Raw genomic sequence first — 17468 nt, 5'->3', positions numbered from 1 at the left:
GCCATCGCGACGACGACTACTGGTTTTCGGGCGCGTTGATCCGGTTGTGGAAGCCGATGCCGATGGCGATCGCGGCGGGGACGCCGGTCAGCACCAGGCCGGCGGCCGCACCCAGCGGGATGCCGACGGCGGCACCGGCGAGGCAGCCCGCGATGCCGGTCGCGCCGCCGAGGGCGAGCACCGGGACGCCGAGAACCAGGCCGCCGACGCCGCCGATGGCGCAGCCCGCGACGCCGCCGGTGAGGGTGCCGACGAGGGTGCCGATGGCGGTGATGATGCCGAACTGGGTGGCAGCGGCGCTGACGGCGTCGTCGAAGGCGTCCTGACGAACGACGTCCTTCAGCAGGGTCGACGGGCGGGCCGAGGCCGCGTCGGTGCGCGGGGTCAGGGTGGCGCGGGTGCCGTCGACGACGGCGTCGATCGGGTACTCGAGGTCGTCGATGGTGTAGGCGAGCGGCAGGGCGGCGACGACGTTGCCCTGGTTGTCGCGCACCTGGAACTGGTTGTTCTCGGTGGTGAGCGAGCCCGCGTCGGTCTCGACGACGACCGCGTCGCCCTCGATGCCGGTCTTCCAGTTGATGCCGGGCAGCACCTGGTTCACACCCTGGTTCACGCCGTCGAGGAAGGCCGCGACGGGCGCGGGAGCAGGCGCCGGAGCGGCGTGCGACGTGCCGGTGGCAACGCCGAGCGCGGCGATGACGAGTGCGGAGGTTGCGGCAACCTTGCTGATGTTCATGAATGCAGTCTTTCCCTCAATGGCGATGCTCCCTGGGGAGCGCAGGCCCTCGATCGAGCACCCATGATCAAGTGTCCAACTGTTTGTTGCTGAAATGTAACTTAAAAAGTCATAAGAGTTCAAAACGGACAGTGACGTGCGTCATTGCCGGTGAATTCGATGAGCTGTGAACAACTTTCGCTCACAATTCATCGGCCGTGATCTGAAGCACATCAATGTCGAAGTTCTGTCACCAGCCGCAACCGTCGTGCGAGGTCGGAGGCGAATACCCGTTCGGGGTCGACTCGGTCCCTGATCCGGCGCCATTCGGCGAGCCGCGGATACATCGTCGCGATCATCTCGGGTGTCGTCCGTGATTCCTTCGCGAGGTACAGGCGGCCACCCGCCGCCCGCACCCGTTCGTCGAGGTCCACGCAGAACCGGTCGAGCCCGCTGGTGAGCGCGAAGTCCAAGCTCAGCATGTATCCGGGATGCGGCCACGACAGCGGCGCCGGGTTGCTCGCCCCCATCCGTTTGAAGACGTTGAGGAACGAGTGGTGCCCCGACTCGGCGATGGTGCGCACCGCGTCGGCCAGTTGCTGTTCGGCCCCGAACGGCATCGAGAACTGATACTGCAAGAATCCTCGCTTGCCGTACGCCCGATTCCATTCGCCGAGCAGGTCGAGCGGATGATAGAACTGCGTCAGGTTCTGGATGCGCCCACGGGCCCGCCGGGGAAACAGGCGATGAGCGGCCTCGGCGGCAATCCGGGTGGTCACCGAATTGACCATCCCGTTCGGAAAGATATCGGGCACCGTGAACAATTGTGGGGCATCGAAATTCAAGGGTTTGCTACGCAGTCTCGACGGCAACTGGTCGACGGTGGCCAGCGAGCCTCGGCTGAATCCGGCCCGCCCGAGTTTCGCCCCGGTGGAAATGGTGTCCGGCACCGCCATCGAGTAGTCGTACCCGTCGTCGGAACCGCCGGTCAGCAATTCCATCGTTTCGTCGAGATCGCGCGTGCGGTCGTTGTCGACGAGGAAATACGCGGTCTCGGTGTGCTTCAACCGAACTCGCGCGCCGACGATGATGCCGGTGAGTCCCATCCCGCCGACCGTCGCCCAGAACAGCGCCGAGTCGGGCCCCTCCGGCGTCAAGGTACGCACCGATCCGTCGGCGGTCAGCAGATCCATCGACACCACGTGATTGCCGAAGCTGCCCTGCGAATGATGGTTCTTGCCATGGATATCCGCGCCGATCGCCCCACCGACCGTCACCTGCCGGGTGCCCGGCAGCACCGGGACCCACAGCCCGAACGGCAGTGCCGCCCGCATGAGCGTGTCCAGGCTGATGCCCGCGTCGACCTCGACGATCCCGCTGTCGGGATCGATGCTGTGGATACGGTCCAGCGCGGTCATGTCGACCACCAGCCCGCCCGCGTTCTGCGCCGGATCCCCGTAACTACGTCCGAGCCCGCGCGCGATCACCCCGCGCGGCCCCGCGGTCCGCACCCGTTCGGCGATCACCGCGATGTCGGGGGTGCGCAGCACTTCGGCGACGGTCGGTGCGGTGCGGGCCCATCCGCTGAGGCTGCGGCACGCGCTGACTGGATTCGGTTGCGTGAAAGTCACAGGGGCTCACGCTAAAACGGGTTCCTGTGCGCAGCCTGAGGTAATCGTGCGGTTATTGCGGAGATGCCTGCCGCGGGGTGAGGATGCCTTCGCGCATCGTGGCGACGCGGGTGCAGGCGGCCGCGAGGAGGGGCTCGTCGTGGCTGATCAGCAGGACGCCCAGGTTGTCGTCGGCGCGGGTCATGACCAGGCGGATGATGGTGGCGGTGGTGGCGGCGTCGAGCATGGCGGTGGCTTCGTCGAGGATGAGGTAGCGGGGGTTCTGGGCGAGGGCGCGGGCCAGGCAGGCGCGCTGGAGCTGGCCGTCGCTGAGGGCGTGGGGGCGGCGGTCGAGGAGGTCGGGGGTGAGACCGACAGCGGTGGCCAGCGCGGTGAGATCGGGGACCGAGGCACCGCGGATGCGGGCGGGTTCGGCGATGATCCGGGCGAGAGTGAAGTGGGGATTGGTTGCGGCACGGGGGGATTGAAAGACCATGGCGATGCTGCCGCGAGCCCGTCGGGGTGCCTGTCCGTCGACGGTGACGGTGCCGGAGGTGGGCGTCAGTAATCCGGCCATGGTTCGCGCCAGCGTGGTTTTCCCCGATCCCGAGTCGCCGGTGATGCCGATGATCTCGCCCGGAGTGATCCGCAGGTCGACCCCGCGGATGACGGATTCCGAGCCGTAGCCCGCGGTCATGGAGTCGGCGATCAGCATCAGGACCTCGGTCGGCGAATCATGCGCGGCTGCTGGGGAATCAATCGCGTCGGGCCACCCGCGTAGGGGCAGATCTCGGACAGGTTCGTCAGCGCTCGCGGGGGATGGGGGAGCGGGTGCAGGCCGTGTTCGGGCAGGGCGGCGAGCAGGTCGCGCGTGTAGTCGTGCCACGGATCGTCGAGCACGTGCGCACCGGGGCCGACCTCCATCAGGCGTGACGCGTACATCACCGCGACGGTGTCGGCGATGCCCGCGCGGATCAGATGCCCGAGATCGTGCGTGATCAGCAGGACCGCGGCGCCGCTGTCGGCGCACTCGCGCAACAGTTGTCCGATCTGGTCGGTGCGTGAGCGATCGAGTCCGGAGGTCGGTTCATCGGCGATGATCACCTCGGGATCGCCCGCCAGCGCCGCCGCCACGGCCGCCCGCTGGGCCATCCCGCCGGAGAGCTCGTGCGGGTACAGGTCGAGCGCGGTGCGGGCGAGCCCCGCGCGATCGACGAGGTCAGCGGGGGTGTGCGCGGTGCCGAGGGCGGTGATCGTCTCCTGGAGCTGGGAGCCGACGGTTCGCACGGGAGTGAAGGAGGTGCTCGGGGATTGGGGCACCAGCGCGATATGGCGGCCGCGATAGGAGTGCTCGCCGACGAGGATGTCGATCGGTTCGTCGGCGGAGTCCGCCGGACCGTCCACACGCAGGTGGATGGACCCGGTGGTGACGGCATCGTGGGGCAGCACGCCCATCACCGCACCGGCGACAATCGACTTCCCGCACCCGGATTCGCCGACGAGTGCGGTGACGCTGCCCGCTTCGATGTCGAGCGACAGCTCGGTCACCGCATGCACCACATCACCCCGGCCGACCGGAATCCGGACGGTCAGCGCATCGATCGACAAGCGGGTGCCCCGACCTCCACGGTGGGCGTCGAGCAGTGCGTCCGCGGTCTCACGAGGGAGGGAAGGTTCTGTCATCGCGGCATCCTCGACGGTGTGGGTGGGGCGAGAAGTCCGCGCAGCGACGACCCCGCGACAGCGACCGCCACCGTCGTCAGCACCAGGAATCCGGCCGGGAACGCCAGCGTCCACCACCCGCCCAGAAGCAGCGAAGTGCGCGCTTCCTCCAGCAGGGTGCCGAGGCTCGGTTCGTGCGGCGGCAGTCCGAACCCGAGAAACGACAAGGTCGACTCGTGCCAAATCGCGTGCGGGAGAAGCAGAACCACCGCGATCAACGCCTGCGGGGCGACAGCGGGCAGCAGATGCCTGAGCAACAGGTGGGTGCGGCTCGCGCCCGCGAGCACCGCCGCGGACACGTACTCGCGTTCGCGCAGACTCAAGCTCTCCGCCCGCACGATCCGCGCCACCTGCACCCAGTGCGTGAGTCCGATCGACAGCACCACCGCCAGCGCGTTCCCCCGGAACAGCGCCACGATCACGATCCCGAGCAGCAGATGCGGCAGCGCGTTGGCGGTATCGGCGAACCGCATCACCACCCGGTCCACCCACCCGCCTGCCAGCGCCGACACCGCACCGACGAGCACGCCGATCACCGTCGACACGGCCGCCGCGCACGCCGCGACGATCAGCGAGGTCCGCAGCGCCGCCGCGATCCGCACGAACAGCGGCCGCCCGGCCGAGTCGGTCCCGAACCACCACTGCCCCGACGGCGCCTGCCGCGCGTGCGCGAAATCGGTCAGCCGATCGTCGACCCCGCCCACCCACGGCACGATCACCGCGTACAGCACGACCGCGAACAGCACCGTTAGCGCGAGATACAACCGTCGCTCCGCAGCCCCGTGCGTGCGGTCGCGCCACCGCTCAACCATCGGCGCGCACCCTCGGATCGAGCAGCACCACCGCGACATCGGCGAGCAGCGACCCGAGCATCACCGCGCAGGTCGTGCCGACAGTCAGCACGGCAAGCAGCGCCATGTCCAGATCCTTCGCCGACTGCACGAACGCGCCCGCGATCCCCGGCCACGAGAAGATCTCCTCCACCAGCACCGCCCCGACCACGACCTCCGGCAATCGAGCGCCGAGGATCGTCACGAACGGGGCCAGCGAGGTCGGCAGAATGTGCCTGCGGGTGACCGTCGCGGTGTCGATGCCGCGGGTGACGGCACCGACCACGAAATCCTCACCGCGATTGCCCGCCACCGATTCCCGCACGGCCAGCAGGAGCCACGGCACCTGCGAGAGGGCCAACGCGGCAGCGGGCAGCACGAGATGTCGTGCCACCTGACCGGCTCCGACCTCGGCCCCGGCGTCGGTGAGCCCGGCAGGCGGCAACCAGCCGAGTCCGACCGCGAACACGCCGATCGCGGCCAGTGACACCACGAACGGCGGCAGCCCCTGCATCACCACACACGACGCGGTGACCAGCCGATCGATCACCCCACCGCGATGCATGCCCGCCCAGACGCCCGCGCCGAGCGCGATGGCGACCGCCACGCTCATCGCGACCACCACCAGCAGCACCGTCCACGGAATCCGTTGGGCGAGCAGGGTGCTCACCGGCTGGGCGAACCCGCGGGAAACACCGAGATCGCCGCTGAACAGGTCGCCGATCCAGCGTCCGTAGAGCTGGTACCACGACGCGTCCAGCCCGAGCCGGTCCGTGAGCAACGCCCGATCCGACGCACTCGTCGTCTCGTAGCGAGCGCCGAGATAGCCGACCAGCGGGTCGAACGGTGACACCGCCGCCGCGGCGAAGAGCGCGGCCGACACCGCGGCGAGCACCGGAATCAACGCCGCCAGTCGCCACCCGACCATTGCCCGCAGGCCGCGTCCGCGAACGCGACTGCGCCCCATCAGCGGGTCCAGGTCTGCAGCGACCACCACGGTCCCCAGGTGACGCCGTGCGCGTGCGGCTCGAGAATCGGCCCCGACATCGTCCAGGAAGAATCCTTCACCACATAGGTGTGATCGAGATGGACCAGGAAGACGTGGCTCGGATCCTGGGCATACCGGCTCTGGACCTCCCGGTACGCGGCGGCGCGCACCGCGGGATCGACACTGCGCCGCGCGGTGTCGAGTTGTGCGTCGATCGCGGGATCCGCGTGCCTGCTCGCATTGTCGTACGGGCTGCCCGCACTCGGGTCGAGCAGCGGCGAGTGCAGGGTGTTGTAGGCCTGGGTGTCGGGATCGAAGGGCTCGCTCCCGCCGCCGAGCAGGATCCCGGCCTGTGCGATGCGCGGCTCGATCCGATCCCAGGACAGCGCCTCGAGATCGATCTCGATACCCACCCGCCGCGCATCGGAGGCGAAAGCCAGTGCGAGGTCACGGCGCAACGTGTCGGTGGAGTTGTACATCACGGTGAATCGCGCGCGCACACCGTCTTTCGCGCGCACGCCGTCGGCGCCGGTCCGCCATCGCGCACCCTCGAGGATCGTTTCGGCACGCGTGCGATCGAAGGCGAAAGCGACTGCCGGGTTGTGGGATTCGCCGTAGACCTCGGCGAAAGGCGTGTAGGCCGGGCGGCCGTGGCCGCCGAGGATGTTGTCGATCATCGCCTGGCGGTCCACCGCGTAGTTCAGTGCCAGCCGGACGGCCGGGTCCCCGGCGACCGGATCGCGCTCGGGCATCGACACACCGCGCCAATCCGCGGACATGTTGGCCTGCACCGACATCCGTGGTTCGAATGTGGCGGCCAGCAGGGGCGGCAGCGACGTTCCGTCGAGTTCACCCCCGGCCATCCGCTGCGCGCGGGTGTTGTCGTCGGGTACGTAGAGAACCGTCAGCCGCTTGACCGAAGGCGCACCACCCCAATAGCTTTCGTTCGCCTCGAACACCGCCCGCGTCGGCTCCAGCGCCGTGAGCCGATAGGGGCCGGTGCCGATCGGGGCGGTATTGAGCGGTGATTCGGTCGCGGGTCCCGGCGTGGCGACGGCCTCCGACGGCACGATCCCGATCAGCAGCTTGGCCGGGAACGCGGCATAGGGATGACGCAGGGTGAACCGCACCGTCAGCGGATCGACAGCGTCGACCCGGTCGATCATCGAAAACGACGACCGCACCTCCGAGGCCGACGCCGGATCCAGAATCGCCCGGTAGGTCGCCACCACGTCGGCGGCGTCGAACGCCGACCCGTCGCTGAACCGCACACCGGGGCGCAGCGGCGCCGTCCAGACAGTCGCATCGGCGTCGGGCGTCGGCAATGCCGTTGCCAGGGCAGGCTCGAAACCGGGCATGCCGGTGCCGCCGGTGAGCCGCAGCAATCCGTCGTAGACCTTGGCCTCGCCGGCCGCGCCGTACCCGGCGACCGGGTTGTACCCGCCGAGCTCATACGCGTCGGCGAGCACGAGCGAGTCGGTGGACCCGCTGTCGGGCGCTCCGCACGATGTCAGCACGACCGCCAGCGCGGCTCCTACAGCGAACAGCGGCCGAGTGCGCATCCATCATCCCTACATGTTTATCTGAACAGATGAACAGATAATAGTCGCGGGCGGTGCCGTCCTGTCCACTCGGCGATTAAGCTGGGCACCGCCATGGGAGAGCCACGCACACTGCACGGGTCGCCGGTCGAACTCGGCCGGCGCGCGATCGGCGACGTCGAGATCAGGGAATGGGCGCAGCGCTTCGACCTGCTGTCGGACCCCGGCCGCCTGGAAATCCTGCTGTGTCTGCACCGCTCGCCCGGCATCAGCGTCGGCGAACTGGCCGCCGCTGTCGGCCGCAACGAGAACGCGATCTCCCAGGCGCTGCGCGTGCTGCGGCACGAGGGGTGCGTCACCTCGAGTCGCGAAGGCCGATCGGTCACCAACCGGCTCACCGACCCGATCATCCACGAAATTCTGCACACCATCGGCGCCAAGCACTGACGTCGAGAGTCCGCTTCTCGGAGGCGATGACGGCGAAGGTCCTGTACGTGCTGACCGGTGCCGATCATTGCCGGGCACGTTGTCGTCGCGACACCGGTCAGAACCCCGCCTCGGCAGGCCCGCTGGCCGCGGCGGTGCTTGGCGCGCTGTGAATGCCTGTCGCTCAGCAGAACTCGGCGACCACTTCGTAGAGGGCGGGATTTGCGCGCGCGACCTGACGCGCCTGGTCGACCGAGGCGACGACCGTCGGATTGCGTCCGGCGGCCTCGCAGGCCTCGGCGCTGTCCCAGTGTGCGATGTTCACCAGCTGGAATCGCGAATCGGGCAGCAAGGCGCGGTGCAGGCGGACATCGCGGAAACCGGGGGCGGTGCGCATGTGCGCGGCCCGTTCGCGCCACTGCGCGACGAATCTCTCGATGTCGTCGGCGGAAACCTCGATCACATTGATGAAAGTGACACCCTGGTCGGTCATGGGGAGCTCCTGTTCGGTCACGCGGCGGATCCGGGACGCACGATCATGAGAACGACCACGGCCGTCCACAGCAGGTTGTAGATACCCGCGAGCATCGACAGCACCCGCAGGCGCTTGCCGTCGTCGGGCTGGTCGAGGGCCTCGCGCTGCATCGGAACGATCTGCACGGCGAGCAGCCCGCCTGCCACCGCGGTCGTCACCATCGCGGTGGTGATCCAGATTTCGTTCATCCGGCCCTGAATCGCGGCCAGCACGATGCCGATCACCGGCACGATGATGGCGAGTTTCGCGTAGTTCCCGGTGATCCGGTGCATGGCGGCCGCGACCGGCCTGCTGCGCACCGAGTCCGGATCGGGCGCGCCCGCGACCGGCGCGTACCGGGGAAAAAGACTGGTGGCGACCGCTGAGCCGCCGACGAAGACGATGCCCGCGAGCACATGCACGGACAACAAGACGTGTTCCAACTACCGACTCCCTCCGACCTTCAATGTGCTTGAAGCCTAGCTCGAGTTTCAGCCACATTGAAGGTCGGATTCGTCACGCCTCTGGTCGAGGGGGAATCGTCCCCGCGAACGCGTCGACGATCGCCGCTCCGACCCGCCGCAGAATCGGATCCGATTCCGCCCCGAACAGCTGGGTGTCCACCCGCGCCACCGCTTTACGCGCCTGCGCCAGCAGCTCCGCGCCCGCCTCCGTCAGCTCGATCGCCGACGCCGACCCCGCCCGCGCCGTCCGATCCTGCACCAAACCGGCCCCCACCAGCCCCTTCACCGCGGCATGGACACTTTGCACGCTCGTCCCCGACATCCGCGCCAGCTCGCTGAACGAGGCCCCCGGCACCCCATTGATATGCCCGAGCAACCCCAGCCGGGCCACCGTCAAATCCAGCGCCCCCAACTCGACCCCCAGCGCCGCCTCCACCCGCCGCGACATCGTGATCACCAAAATGCTCGGGCTCATAGCCGGCGGTCCAGGACGCTCGCTCTCGGTGGTCACCCCCTCATTTTCCCGCACGACACCCCGATAGTCGTGTTCCGGGAGCCGTATCCATCCCGCGCCCGCGAAACAGCCACGGGCCCAGCGAGTTCGCTGGGCCCGTGGCCGGTGCGGGAGCGGGACTATTTCAGTGCGACACGGGCTCCGTCGGAGAAAGCCGAGTCGTGGAATTCGACCGCGGTGGGGACGGTGCCTACCGGGACGTCGAAGACGAGGACCATCGAGGTCTTGTTGCCGGGGTTGATCTCTGCGGAGAGCTGGTCGTTGACGTTGATCTCGGCGGTGGTGTCGTTGGCGAACTCGCGGCCCTGATCGTCGATCAGCTTCTGGTTCGAGCCGAAGTAGCTCTGGGCGACGGTGGAGGTGTTGGCGACGTCGACGTAGACCAGGATGAATTCGCCCTGCGCGGTCTTCTGCAGGAACTGGTTGTCGCCGACGGTGGTGACCGGCGGATCCACCTTCGTCACCGTGAACCCGAACTTGCCGTCGCGTACTTCGGTCCCGGCGGGAGCCGCGACCGACTTGGTCTCCTCGGCCTTGGCGACCTCGTTGGCGGCGGTGCCGATCAATGCCGCACATCCGCCGAACAGGACGAGCACGGCCAGGACGAACCGCCGAGCACCCACGGCCACACTTTCTTCTTACGCGGCGGCTGCGGGTAGTAGGGCTGGTGCGGGGCGGCGGGGTTGGTCGGGTACTGGGGATTGGTCATGACGATCGTCCTCTTCTGGGAAACGCTGTCGGTCGCCGTGGCGCGACCGATCGCGGCCTCGATGGGCCGTGCGGTGCGGGATGGTGCATCGACGAAGGAATCTGCAAGAACTGTTGTCTCGCAACGTTGTTCGTGTGCTGGAAGCGACTGTTCGGGTTGTTGCCGCTCCGTCGAAAAAGGACGCTACACCTACGCAACCGCAATAGCAACAGGGAAACAATGTTTTCACTGTGGACGATGAAAACATGTGTACTGACGTCGTCTTATGTCAACGATGATGTGTAAGGTTTGACCTTGACCAGAGGAGACCCCTTGTCAGACTCGACGCCCACCGTCGCCGCCGCCGAGATCTCCCGGCTGGCCGGCGTCACCCGTGCCACCGTGAGCAACTGGCGTCGCCGACACGCCGATTTCCCCGCGCCGGTACCGGGCGGCTCCGAATCGCGGCCGCTGTTCGACCTCGCCGAGGTGCAGCAGTGGTTGCGTGGACACGGTGTGACCGCGGCGGATTCTCCTGTTCAGCGCTTGCGTACGGTGCTGCGTTCCGAGGTCGCACCCGAGGATGTCGCCGGGCTGATGGCCTTCGTGGCGGACCCGGCAGTCGAGGTGAAGGGCGCGGCGCACGAGGCGGTGCGCGCGTCGATCGGTGAAGTCGGCGTACAGCAGACTCTGGCGGTGCTGGCCGAACGCGGTCTCGACGGTCCGAGTACCGGCATCTACCCGACCGATCAACCCGTCGCCGCGCTGATGGCCGATGTGCTCGCCGCGTCCGCGTCGCCCGCTCCGCGCTCGGTGCTCGACCCGGCGTGCGGCGGCGGAACCCTGTTGCTCGAGGCCGCTCGGATCGGCGCCGAACGGCTCGACGGTCAGGACATCCTGCCCGTGCAGGCGAGTCGCACCGCCGCGCTGCTCAGCACGCTCGCCCCTGGCGCCGAAGCGGATATCCGCGCGGGCGATGCTCTGCTCGCCGACGCGTTCACCGATGTCGAGGTCGACGCTGTGCTGTCGAATCCTCCCTATTCGCAACGGGATTGGAGTGCCGACGAACTGGCGCTGGATCCGCGGTGGGTGTACTCGGTTCCTCCGCGCAGCGAATCCGAACTCGCCTGGGTGCAGCACGCCATCGCCCATCTGCACCCCGGCGGCACCGCTGTTCTGCTGCTGCCACCCGCTGTCGCGGCCAGGTCCTCGGGTCGGCGGATACGGATGGAACTGTTGCGGGCGGGCGCATTACGTGCCGTGATCGCTTTGCCGCCCGGCGCGTCGACACCGCGACAGGTAGGACTGCAACTGTGGGTCCTCCGCCGCCCGGGCAAGGGGAATCCGACCGACACCCTGCTGTTCGCCGACACGACCCGGTTACCCGATCATGGTGGGGACCAACCGGATTGGCACGTCCTCGCCGAAACAGTCGTCACTGCGTGGCATGCCTTCGACAAGGGCGACGACGCCACCGTCCCCGACGTGACCGCCGTGGTCCGGGTGATGGATGTACTCGACGACGACGTCGACCTCACGCCCGCGCGTCAGGTGCGCGCCGCCGTCGACCCGGAGAGTGCCTCGACCTCGGCCCGTGGCGCCATCGGTCACCTCGGCGCGAACCTCACGGATCTGCATTCCGTCGTAGATGCTGTGCGCGAATGGGATTCGGCGCCCGGCACCGTGTGGCGCTATGTGGCGGTCGGCAACCTGATCGCGGGTAAGGCCGTGCGAATCGTCACCAGTACCCCCGACGCGGTCGCCGACGACGCCCCGCAACGACCGGTCCTCACCGGCCACGATCTGCTCAACAGCCGCGCCCCCTCCGGCCTCACCGCCCCCGGCGCCCCCGTCGGCGATCCGATCGAGGAAGGTGACGTCCTGGTCTCCCGTCTGCGCGACGACCACGGCGCCGCCCAGGGCACCCGCGTCGCCGAAGGCGCCGACATCGGCGCCGTCCCCGCACCCGGTGTCCTCGTCTTCCGCACCGACCCCACCCGCATCGACCCCTGGTTCTTCGCCGGCTTCATCGGCAGCCCCGACAACGCCGCCGCCATGTACGGCACCACCACCATCCGCCTAGACCCCGCCCGCCTCCGCATTCCCATGCTCCCCCTCGCCGACCAGAAGACCTACGGCGCAGCCTTCCGTCGCCTGCACCACCTTCGAGTAGCCGCCCACACCACCGCCACCGCCGCCCACCGGGCCGCCGACCTCATCGCCACCGGACTCACCGCGGGCGCCCTGGAGCCCCACCCCGAAAACTGACCGGCCCGCATCGTGCGCGCTGTCGGCTCGACGATGCCGTCGCCGGTGGACGGCGCGCAGTATCGTGCGGGGGACCGTGTCGGGTGTCGGGTCGGAGGTTGGGGTGCGCGAGGTCATCGACGGGCGGTATGAGATCTCCGGGGCTTTGGGGGCAGGCGGGATGGGGCAGGTTCTGTCGGGGTACGACGTGGTGCTGGATCGGGCGGTGGCCGTCAAGCGGATCGCGGTGGGGCAGTTCGCGTCTCGGGCCGACCTGGCCGAGGAGTTCGTTGCCCGGTTTCGGCGGGAGGCCAGGGTGACCGCGCGGATTCGGCATCACGGTGTACCGCAGGTGTTCGATGCGGTGCTCGACAAGGATGCCGAGAGTGTGTATCTGGTGATGGAGCACATCGATGGCGTGACATTGCGGGACTTCGTGTCCGGGGTGGGGATGCTGCCGATCGAGTACGGGGTCGCCGTCGCGGCGCAGATCGCGACGGTGCTGTCGCATGCCCATGTGTTGCCGGTGGTGCATCGCGATCTGAAACCGGCGAATGTGCTGGTGGCAGGCGATGGGACAGTGAAGGTGATCGACTTCGGGATCGCGGCGCTGCTCGATGGGAGTACGAGCCGGATCACCCGGACCGGGTCGGTGCTCGGGACGGCCGCGTATATGTCGCCGGAACTGGTGAACGGGCAGGATGTCGGGCCACGGGCAGACCTGTACGCGCTCGGCTGCATCATGCACGAGATGTTCAGCGGCCGAGGCGTCTTCGCAGCCAGGTCGGAGTTCGATACGCACAATCGGCACCTCTCGGAGGCGCCGACGCCGTTGTGCACGCTCCGCCGTGAGGTGCCACCACAGATCGAACAGCTGGTCCTGGACTTGCTCGCGAAGGATCCGGTCGACCGGCCGGCCACTGCCCGTGACGTCTACGACCATCTGCTGCCGTTCCTCCCCGGGCCGGGGACGCCCGAAGGCCCGGCCCTCGCTGGGTATCCCGATCCGACAAGAATCTTCCGCCGCCCCAACCCGCCCGCCGATCCGGCACCGGAACCCGCGCCGCGACGGTCTGCACCCGGCAAGCCCGCGTCCGCGACCGGCGGCCTCGTCGACGTCGCGGCACGCTACCGGGAACTCTGCGAACTCGGCCGCTTCGCCCAGGCGGCCGAGGCATTGGTCACCGTCGTCGACGAGGCCGAGCAGCGCTACGGCTCACACAGCCCCCAGCTCGGCGCTCTGCACCGCGACATCGCCACCGCCTTCACTCACAGCGGCGAACACCGCCGAGCCCTGACCGAATGGGAGCGCGTCGAGACGATCGAACGACAGGTGGGTGCCACGAGCAGGGTGTGGCAGGCGAGGATTGCCGCAGTCCAGTGCCGGGCCACCCTCGGCGACCTCGCCGCGGCTGCGGCGGTGGACGAGCTGTACCGGCTGTTCGGTGAAATCCGCGCCGCGGACAACGAATTCGGTGATGCCGCCGTGGCGGTGCGCGTCGCCATCGCGGAGCTCCTGCCCGCGGTGGGCGATCGATCGAGGGCGCAGCGGTTCCTCACGCAGCTGCGAAACGATCTCGAAGTGCTTCGGCCGCCGGAAGATCCGGTGCGGCGACGGGTCGAGCAGCTGGCCGTCGAACTGCACCGCTGACAGTTGACCGTTCTGCTCGACGCGGTTGTCCGAGCGGAACCGGGCTGCCGTCGAGGCGCGGTCGCGGGCATCCCGGTCGTCGGGCCCGCCGAGTATGCTCCTCGCATTCGCCGACGGGGGAGCGCGTCGGCAGTCGGTGCGGCCGCCAACAGGGGGTTCGCACGGAAGTGGAGTGGGCCAGGTGCAGTTGTTCGCCAAGTTCGGGTGGGTCGTCGGGCTGCTGGCCGGTGCCTTCAGTATTCTTCTCGGAATCGTCGGCTACTTCACCGGCATCGACCATGCCAGTACGTTCGAAATCGTGCTGGCGGTGGCCTTTCTGGTACTCGGTACCGCACTGGCGGGCGCCTCGATGTGGCAGCTCGTGGCAGGCGACCGGCGCAAGCGGCACACCTTCTACCCGCACGGCGAACGGACTCGGCAGCCCGATCCCGGTGCGGCACAGATCGGCTATGGGCCGTCCTGGAATACCGGTGCGATCCCGACGCCTCCGAGCCCGGCAACGCCGCCGGTTCCGTATCCACAGGTGCCTTACGTTGCTCAGCAGTCGCCGCAGTACCCGCGATCGCCCTACACTCCACCCTCGGCGCCGATCGCGCCGACGGTCGCGCAAACCCCCGATTGGCAGACCCGCACCCGCACTGCCCAGCACTGGCTGCCCACCGGGATCCCCTACGCGAGCGCACCCACGGGCGTCCTCGGTTCTCCCGCCGACCTCGACCGCGACAGTTCCGCTACCATCCCGATCCGCGTGCGCGACGCAGTCCGCGAAACGATCGCGATCGAAGGTCCCATCGAGCGGAGCCACCTGGTGGCGCGGGTCGCCCAGCGCTTCGGTGTGCACAAACCCTCCGAGAAACAGCAGATCTGCGTCCTCGGCGAGGTGCCGGAATCGCTGATGCGCGCTACCTCGTCAGGTGTGTTCGTCTGGCCGTCCGACCTGGACCCTTCGACCTGGCGCGGTTTCCGTTTCACCCCGCCCACCGTCTCGCGCGCCATCGGCACCATTTCCGCCGAGGAAATCGTCAACGCGATAACCCATGTGGCACAACGCAATAAGCATTCGTTCGACGAGATGGTCTGGGCCACGCTCACCCAGTTCGGCCATGAACGCACCGGTGCCGCGGAGGACCGCATCGAAGCGTGTCTGACCATGGCGGTCCGGCGCGGACGCCTGGCCCGTGACCCCGACGGTCGCTACCGCGCGCTGACCTAGGCGGGGAGGGCGGGCAGGGTTCTGGTGTGGGTGATCTCGGGGGTGACGGTGATGATGTCGCAGGCGGCGACGATGCGGTGGGGGAGGTCGGAGCCGAGGTGGGTGAGGCTGGGGGTGACGATCGCGGCGGCTTCGGTGGTGGTGACCACGTCGAGCAGGCGGCCGATCGGGTCGGCGGTGCGGTCGCTGAAGACGACGGTCTTGGTGAAGCGGTAGCCCAGGCGTTCGGCTAGGGAACGGATCTGCGTTTCGTCCCAGGACTGGGCGACACCCGAGATGTCGCGGCGCAGGTAACCGATCGCCGGTGGCTTCATGGGGATGACGGTACCGGCGGACAGTGTCGTGGTTGTGAACGCGAGCGAACGCGAGTCGAATTCGAAATCTGAACGAGATCTATTTCGGATTTGGATCCGCCGGGGACCATGGCGTGATCTACTGCTCGCCACTCGGGCGTATCAGCGCCTCGACGACGTCGAGGGCGTCCGGCACGTAGTTGGAGACACATGATGGTGGACAGAAGAGTGCAGCGCGCAGCCGTTTTCGCCGCCGCGGCGGGGCTGGCGATGACGGCGTTTCCCGGCTCGGCCGTAGCCGCTCCGGGATCGATCACCTGGGATGACGGCAACAGCCATTTCACCCGAACGGTATCGAACACCAACCCGGTGGTCGGCGACACGGTCACCGTGACCACGAAGTTCGAACGCACCGGCATCCCGGTGGAATACATCTACTCGATCAAGGACCTGCACCCGGCGTGCCTGACGCCGGTCGCGGGCTCGGCGAAGATGTCGGGTGACGCGGTCTCGATCGACACGTCGTCGTCGGACTGGATCCGCGCCGAGTTCGGCATCACCAAGTACCCGGTGTACCCGAATATCTCGCCGAAATCGCAGACCTTCGAGATCCAGTACAAGGTCGGCGTGAACTGCGCCCGCGACACCCCGCTGCCGACCTCGATGCACTACGGCGGGTCTCTCGGCGACGGCATCTACCAGGCCAAGGGACCGGCCATCACGGTGTCGGGCGACGCCGTGTCCAGCACCGCCATCACCGCGGTGTCGGGTGCGCAGGTCGGCAAGGCCGTCACGCTGGAAGCGAGCGTGACCCCGGCCGCGGCGGGCGGCACGATCCAGTTCAAGGCGGGCGACAATGTGCTCGGCGACATCCCGGTCGGCGCGAACGGCAAGGCGAGCATCGTCTGGACGCCGGGTGCCCCGGGTGCCTACAGCATCGGCGCGGCCTTCTCCGGGCGCAGCGGGGTGGCGGGTTCGTCGAGCACCGCGACGGTGACCGTGGCCGAGGTGCCGACCGATGGCGGCGGCGGTGGCGGCGGGGTCGACACGGGGTCGTTCAGCTTCTGAGAGTCACCCCGGCACGGAATCGGTTGCTACCAAGCGTCATTGGCGATCAGGGCGGTCAGCAGCGTGCGAATCGCGGCGACCCGCCGTTCCGTGCCGGGCAGCTGATCGAGCGCGCATTCCGGATCGGCCGGCGGCCCGAGATGGGTACAGCCGCGCGGACAGTCCTCGATGGCACCGGCGAGGTCGGTGAACGAGGCGATCACATCGTCGGGCGTGATGTGGGCGAGGCCGAACGAACGCACGCCCGGGGTGTCGATCACCCAGCCGCCTTCGGGTAGCGGTAGCGCTACCGACTGGGTGGAGGTGTGCTTGCCCTTGCCGACACCGGAGACCTCGCCCACCGCCCGATAGGCATCGGGCACAAGACGATTCACCATCGTCGACTTGCCGACACCGGAGTGCCCGATCAGCGCGGTGAGCCGGTCGTTCAAGATTTCCAGCACCGGCTCCATCGGATCGTCGATGCCCGCGTAGAGGATCTTCAGATCGAGACCGTCGAAGGCGGCAGCGAATTCGGATTCCGAGACCAGGTCGCGTTTGGTGAGCACCAGAATCGGTTCCAGCCCGCCGGCATACGCGGCCACCATCGCCCGCTCGACGAAACCGGTGCGCGGCGGCGGATCGGCCAGCGCCACCACGATGAACAACTGCTGGGCATTGGCGACGACGATGCGTTCGAACGGATCGGTGTCGTCGGCGGTGCGGCGCAGCACGGTGCTGCGCTCGCTCACCCGCACGATCCTGGCCAGGCTGTCGGGCCTGCCGGTGAGGTCGCCGACCACGTCGACCTGATCGCCCACGACGATCGGGGTGCGGCCCAGTTCGCGGGCGCGCATGGCGACGATGCGCCGGTCGGCGTCCCCGTCGAGCACGCATCCCCAGCGGCCGCGGTCGACGGCCACCACCATGGCGGCCTCGGCGTCGGCGTGCTGCGGACGGGTCTTGGTGCGGGGACGCGACGACGCCTTACCCGGGCGTACCCGG

Annotated in this window: 19 protein-coding genes; 6 read left to right on the top strand and 13 right to left on the bottom strand. The window is 68.4% G+C overall.

The genetic code is table 11. From position 1 onward, the window contains the following. Positions 1–16: 16 nt before the first annotated feature. The 7 genes from ACWF99_RS27160 to ACWF99_RS27130 form a co-directional block, all read right to left on the bottom strand. On the bottom strand, positions 17–736 hold the full coding sequence (locus ACWF99_RS27160; RefSeq protein WP_452537727.1) for a hypothetical protein: 720 nt from the start codon (positions 734–736) through the stop codon (positions 17–19). 212 nt (positions 737–948) lie between these two features. Beyond that, positions 949–2346 carry an FAD-binding protein gene (locus ACWF99_RS27155; RefSeq protein ID WP_452537726.1) on the bottom strand — a complete coding sequence of 466 codons (1398 nt, stop codon included), beginning with the start codon at positions 2344–2346 and terminating at the stop codon, positions 949–951. Between the two features lie 52 nt (positions 2347–2398). After that, entirely contained in the window at positions 2399–3040 is a 642-nt protein-coding gene (locus tag ACWF99_RS27150; RefSeq protein ID WP_452537725.1) for an ABC transporter ATP-binding protein, read from the bottom strand. Beyond that, positions 3040–4008 (bottom strand): ATP-binding cassette domain-containing protein, encoded by a 969-nt coding sequence (locus ACWF99_RS27145; RefSeq protein WP_452537724.1) that lies wholly within the window; start codon positions 4006–4008, stop codon positions 3040–3042. The genes ACWF99_RS27150 and ACWF99_RS27145 overlap by 1 nt, the downstream gene beginning before the upstream one ends. After that, positions 4005–4859 carry an ABC transporter permease gene (locus ACWF99_RS27140; protein ID WP_452537723.1) on the bottom strand — a complete coding sequence of 285 codons (855 nt, stop codon included), beginning with the start codon at positions 4857–4859 and terminating at the stop codon, positions 4005–4007. Before ACWF99_RS27140 ends, ACWF99_RS27145 begins: the two co-directional genes overlap by 4 nt. Further along, complete coding sequence (locus ACWF99_RS27135; RefSeq protein ID WP_452537762.1) at positions 4852–5883, bottom strand: ABC transporter permease; 1032 nt, start codon at positions 5881–5883, stop codon at positions 4852–4854. The genes ACWF99_RS27140 and ACWF99_RS27135 overlap by 8 nt, the downstream gene beginning before the upstream one ends. Beyond that, positions 5844–7427: an ABC transporter substrate-binding protein gene (locus tag ACWF99_RS27130; RefSeq protein ID WP_452537722.1), complete on the bottom strand. Its 1584-nt coding sequence runs from the start codon at positions 7425–7427 to the stop codon at positions 5844–5846. The genes ACWF99_RS27135 and ACWF99_RS27130 overlap by 40 nt, the downstream gene beginning before the upstream one ends. Positions 7428–7520: 93 nt before the next feature. On the opposite strand from ACWF99_RS27130, the gene ACWF99_RS27125 reads away from it, so the two are divergent. Both ACWF99_RS27125 and ACWF99_RS27120 read left to right on the top strand, forming a co-directional pair. Continuing rightward, on the top strand, positions 7521–7853 hold the full coding sequence (locus tag ACWF99_RS27125) for an ArsR/SmtB family transcription factor (protein ID WP_378632642.1): 333 nt from the start codon (positions 7521–7523) through the stop codon (positions 7851–7853). A gap of 26 nt (positions 7854–7879) precedes the next feature. Beyond that, entirely contained in the window at positions 7880–8005 is a 126-nt protein-coding gene (locus tag ACWF99_RS27120) for a hypothetical protein (RefSeq protein WP_378632645.1), read from the top strand. Between the two features lie 11 nt (positions 8006–8016). Here the strand turns inward: ACWF99_RS27120 and ACWF99_RS27115 are convergent, their stop codons facing one another. The 4 genes from ACWF99_RS27115 to ACWF99_RS27100 all read right to left on the bottom strand — a co-directional run bounded on the left by ACWF99_RS27115 (position 8017) and on the right by ACWF99_RS27100 (position 9953). Continuing rightward, positions 8017–8325, bottom strand: a complete 309-nt coding sequence (locus ACWF99_RS27115) for an antibiotic biosynthesis monooxygenase family protein (protein ID WP_452537721.1) — start codon at positions 8323–8325, stop codon at positions 8017–8019. Positions 8326–8342: 17 nt separating this feature from the next. Continuing rightward, complete coding sequence (locus ACWF99_RS27110) at positions 8343–8789, bottom strand: hypothetical protein (RefSeq protein ID WP_452537720.1); 447 nt, start codon at positions 8787–8789, stop codon at positions 8343–8345. A gap of 73 nt (positions 8790–8862) precedes the next feature. Next, positions 8863–9321: a MarR family winged helix-turn-helix transcriptional regulator gene (locus ACWF99_RS27105; protein ID WP_452537719.1), complete on the bottom strand. Its 459-nt coding sequence runs from the start codon at positions 9319–9321 to the stop codon at positions 8863–8865. Between the two features lie 122 nt (positions 9322–9443). Then, positions 9444–9953, bottom strand: coding sequence for a DUF4352 domain-containing protein (locus ACWF99_RS27100; RefSeq protein ID WP_452537718.1), 510 nt, complete (start codon positions 9951–9953; stop codon positions 9444–9446). Between the two features lie 392 nt (positions 9954–10345). On the opposite strand from ACWF99_RS27100, the gene ACWF99_RS27095 reads away from it, so the two are divergent. The 3 genes from ACWF99_RS27095 to ACWF99_RS27085 all read left to right on the top strand — a co-directional run bounded on the left by ACWF99_RS27095 (position 10346) and on the right by ACWF99_RS27085 (position 15123). Then, on the top strand, positions 10346–12280 hold the full coding sequence (locus tag ACWF99_RS27095; RefSeq protein WP_452537717.1) for an N-6 DNA methylase: 1935 nt from the start codon (positions 10346–10348) through the stop codon (positions 12278–12280). A 103-nt stretch (positions 12281–12383) separates the two neighbouring features. Further along, the gene (locus ACWF99_RS27090) at positions 12384–13910 is read left to right on the top strand and encodes a serine/threonine-protein kinase (protein WP_452537716.1); all 1527 of its coding nucleotides are present in this window, start codon (positions 12384–12386) and stop codon (positions 13908–13910) included. A 172-nt stretch (positions 13911–14082) separates the two neighbouring features. After that, entirely contained in the window at positions 14083–15123 is a 1041-nt protein-coding gene (locus tag ACWF99_RS27085) for a hypothetical protein (protein WP_452537715.1), read from the top strand. Here the strand turns inward: ACWF99_RS27085 and ACWF99_RS27080 are convergent. Next, positions 15120–15437 (bottom strand): hypothetical protein, encoded by a 318-nt coding sequence (locus ACWF99_RS27080; protein WP_101466068.1) that lies wholly within the window; start codon positions 15435–15437, stop codon positions 15120–15122. The genes ACWF99_RS27085 and ACWF99_RS27080 overlap by 4 nt on opposite strands. 207 nt (positions 15438–15644) lie before the next feature. Between ACWF99_RS27080 and ACWF99_RS27075 the strand changes: the two genes are divergently transcribed. Continuing rightward, positions 15645–16484 carry an Ig-like domain-containing protein gene (locus ACWF99_RS27075; RefSeq protein WP_378632666.1) on the top strand — a complete coding sequence of 280 codons (840 nt, stop codon included), beginning with the start codon at positions 15645–15647 and terminating at the stop codon, positions 16482–16484. 26 nt (positions 16485–16510) lie between these two features. On the opposite strand, the gene rsgA is transcribed toward ACWF99_RS27075, so the two are convergent. Next, positions 16511–17392, bottom strand: a complete 882-nt coding sequence (rsgA, locus tag ACWF99_RS27070; protein WP_378632668.1) for a ribosome small subunit-dependent GTPase A — start codon at positions 17390–17392, stop codon at positions 16511–16513. Positions 17393–17468 lie beyond the last annotated feature (76 nt).

The sequence above is a fragment of the Nocardia sp. NPDC055002 genome (assembly GCF_053608825.1).
Note: the sequence above shows the minus strand (reverse complement) of the source record. Positions and strands in the feature narration are given on the sequence as shown.

Bases quoted from the DNA above. Each gene is read 5' to 3' on its own strand.
- ACWF99_RS27160 (WP_452537727.1), bottom strand. From the start codon at position 736: ATGAACATCAGCAAGGTTGCCGCAACCTCCGCACTCGTCATCGCCGCG.
- ACWF99_RS27150 (WP_452537725.1), bottom strand. From the start codon at position 3,040: ATGCTGATCGCCGACTCCATGACCGCGGGCTACGGCTCGGAATCCGTC.
- ACWF99_RS27145 (WP_452537724.1), bottom strand. From the start codon at position 4,008: ATGACAGAACCTTCCCTCCCTCGTGAGACCGCGGACGCACTGCTCGAC.
- ACWF99_RS27140 (WP_452537723.1), bottom strand. From the start codon at position 4,859: ATGGTTGAGCGGTGGCGCGACCGCACGCACGGGGCTGCGGAGCGACGG.
- ACWF99_RS27130 (WP_452537722.1), bottom strand. From the start codon at position 7,427: ATGCGCACTCGGCCGCTGTTCGCTGTAGGAGCCGCGCTGGCGGTCGTG.
- ACWF99_RS27125 (WP_378632642.1), top strand. From the start codon at position 7,521: ATGGGAGAGCCACGCACACTGCACGGGTCGCCGGTCGAACTCGGCCGG.
- ACWF99_RS27120 (WP_378632645.1), top strand. From the start codon at position 7,880: ATGACGGCGAAGGTCCTGTACGTGCTGACCGGTGCCGATCATTGCCGG.
- ACWF99_RS27115 (WP_452537721.1), bottom strand. From the start codon at position 8,325: ATGACCGACCAGGGTGTCACTTTCATCAATGTGATCGAGGTTTCCGCC.
- ACWF99_RS27080 (WP_101466068.1), bottom strand. From the start codon at position 15,437: ATGAAGCCACCGGCGATCGGTTACCTGCGCCGCGACATCTCGGGTGTC.
- rsgA (WP_378632668.1), bottom strand. From the start codon at position 17,392: ATGGTGGTGGCCGTCGACCGCGGCCGCTGGGGATGCGTGCTCGACGGG.